Source organism: Halalkalibaculum sp. DA3122, assembly GCF_043951865.1.
In the GTDB taxonomy this organism is placed as follows: domain Bacteria; phylum Bacteroidota; class Rhodothermia; order Balneolales; family Balneolaceae; genus JAMQKA01.
The window spans coordinates 1-2,011 of the sequence record NZ_JBINJF010000083.1 but is presented as its reverse complement, the minus strand read 5'-3'; the positions used below and the strand labels follow the sequence as shown (position 1 = coordinate 2,011).

The 2,011-nt window shown below is 58.0% G+C and carries 2 protein-coding genes; both read right to left on the bottom strand.

The features are described from left to right. Window positions 1-288: ATP-binding protein (locus tag ACG2F4_RS19255; protein WP_395262572.1), on the bottom strand; the 288-nt coding region annotated here is incomplete at its 3' end. A gap of 22 nt (window positions 289-310) precedes the next feature. After that, on the bottom strand, window positions 311-1,834 hold the full coding sequence (gene istA / locus ACG2F4_RS19250; protein ID WP_395262571.1) for an IS21 family transposase: 1,524 nt from the start codon (window positions 1,832-1,834) through the stop codon (window positions 311-313). Between the last annotated feature and the right edge of the window lie 177 nt (window positions 1,835-2,011).

Genomic DNA, 2,011 nt, shown 5'->3' with positions numbered 1-2,011 from the left:
GGCAAAGTTTAGGCTCAGCAGGCGTCCCATCAGGGTCTTGTCGAGCCGTCGATCGGGATGGTAGTCGATGTCGGTGGCGGCCGCCTGCTGGCGGAAGCCGGCCCTCCTGATCAGCCCTGCAATCTTCCGCTGCTGACGGTCCTCCCATTCGGCGTCAATGAGGGTGGCCATCACCTCATCGAGGGAGAGTTCGTTATAAAGATTGCTGGCCAGGGATTGCTGGTATAGTTCGGCCATGGCTCGAAGCCGCATGGCGCGCATTTTTTCCAAGGTGTTATTAGGATTCATCGTGTGGGTATTAGGTTGTCGTTTATTTGTAGTGGTTGCCTCCGCGAATATTGGAGTGATCCGGAATGTGATTTTCCAGCGGAAGTTCAGGGTCTCTGGTCTGATCAAGGTTGTTTTTGAGGATATTGGCGACTATCCGGTAACCGGCCCGGTGACCCTGGGCTGCCCGGTGGCAGGCGGCCTCGACTCGTTCGGGTGGATATTGTTTGGTCAGGGCCAGAATCCCCTGGGCCTGCTTGTAGCCGATCTCCGGGTAGTCGTACTGTCCGATCAGCCGCCGGATATAGCTCTCCGTATAGGGCCCGACGGCTGCGGCCCGCCGGGCGAACCATTTGGGATTCCAGTCGTTGTAGACTTGGTGAGTCGAGGGCATGTGGGCCCCAATGGTGGTGTACTTGCCGGCCGTTCGGCTCCGCCTGTGGTGGGCAATGCGCTCTCCGCCATAGAAGATCTCCACCACATCGGCGGCGAGTTGCACTTCCACATGGCGGCCCACGTAGCGGTGGGGCACGCTATAGTAGTTTTTGTCGGTCCCCAGGTAGATGTGGCTGATCTTCTGGACTTTGGCCCGCCTGTAGTGGCGCAGCTGGTAGGGGGCTGGAGGCAACGGGTCCAGGGCAGGCTGCTCGATCTCGAGGAACTGCTGGCGACGGGTGGTCGGGCGGTTGTGGAACCGGTAATCGTTGTAGGGACCCAACAGCTCCCGTATGGCTTTATTGAGCTCCTCCAGACTAAAGAAGGTCTGATTGGCCAATGGATAAAAAATGCGTTGGTACACCAGTCGGACAGCTCCTTCAACCAGGGCTTTATCCTGCGGGTGATACGGGCGCGTCGGATCCACTACGCATCCGTAGTGCAGGGCCAGGTCTTTAAGCGTTTTGTTGATCACGGGCGCGTATTTGTGCCCTTTGGCCACCACCGCCTTCATGTTGTCGGCCACGAGGGCGTTGGGTACCCCGCCCAGCCAGTCCAGGCCATCGGTGACGGCCCGGACCAGATCCTCCCGCTTCTGGCTGGCGGTCGCCTGCACGTAGGTGTATTGGCTGCACGGCAGCAGCGCTACAAAGACCTGGGCTCGGCGAATCTCCCCCGTGTCGCGATCGACGTACGAAAGCGTCTTGCCGGCAAAGTCCATAAACAGCTTCCGGCCGGCCTGATGCCGCAAAATCCCACTGGCTTTTGTAGTGTCCTTCCAGGCGTTGAAGTGATGGACAAACTGGGTGTAGCGGTAGCCGTCGGGGTGGTCGGCCAGATAGCTTCTCCATAAGGTTTGGAGCGTGCAGCCGGTTTTACGGAGTTCTTTGGCAAAGGTGGGGAAATACCCGGCCAGCTGCTCATAGCGCCCCTGATCTTTGGCGTCGGCCTGGGGAAACAGTCCGGCCAGCTCGGCCTCCGAGAGAGCCTCCAGCTGCTGGTAGCTGAGCTCATGCTGGCTAAAAGCCCGAACATAACTGTTGACGGTATTCCGGGACAGGCCCAGCGCCTCCGCTACCTTGCGGTTGCTCAGGCCTTTGTGTTTTAGTTGAATGAGTTGTTGTAGGTCCATAATGTCGATTCGTTGCCCTGCCATTAATTTTTTTACGGCAAGGTACGCATTATGGAAAGTGGCACAATGGCGACCGAAATGGTCCGGCGATCACCTACCTAAACTGGCACAATGACCTCCGAAACGGATGGCACAACATGGCCGAAATGGGTGGCACAATGATCTCCGAAATAGCCA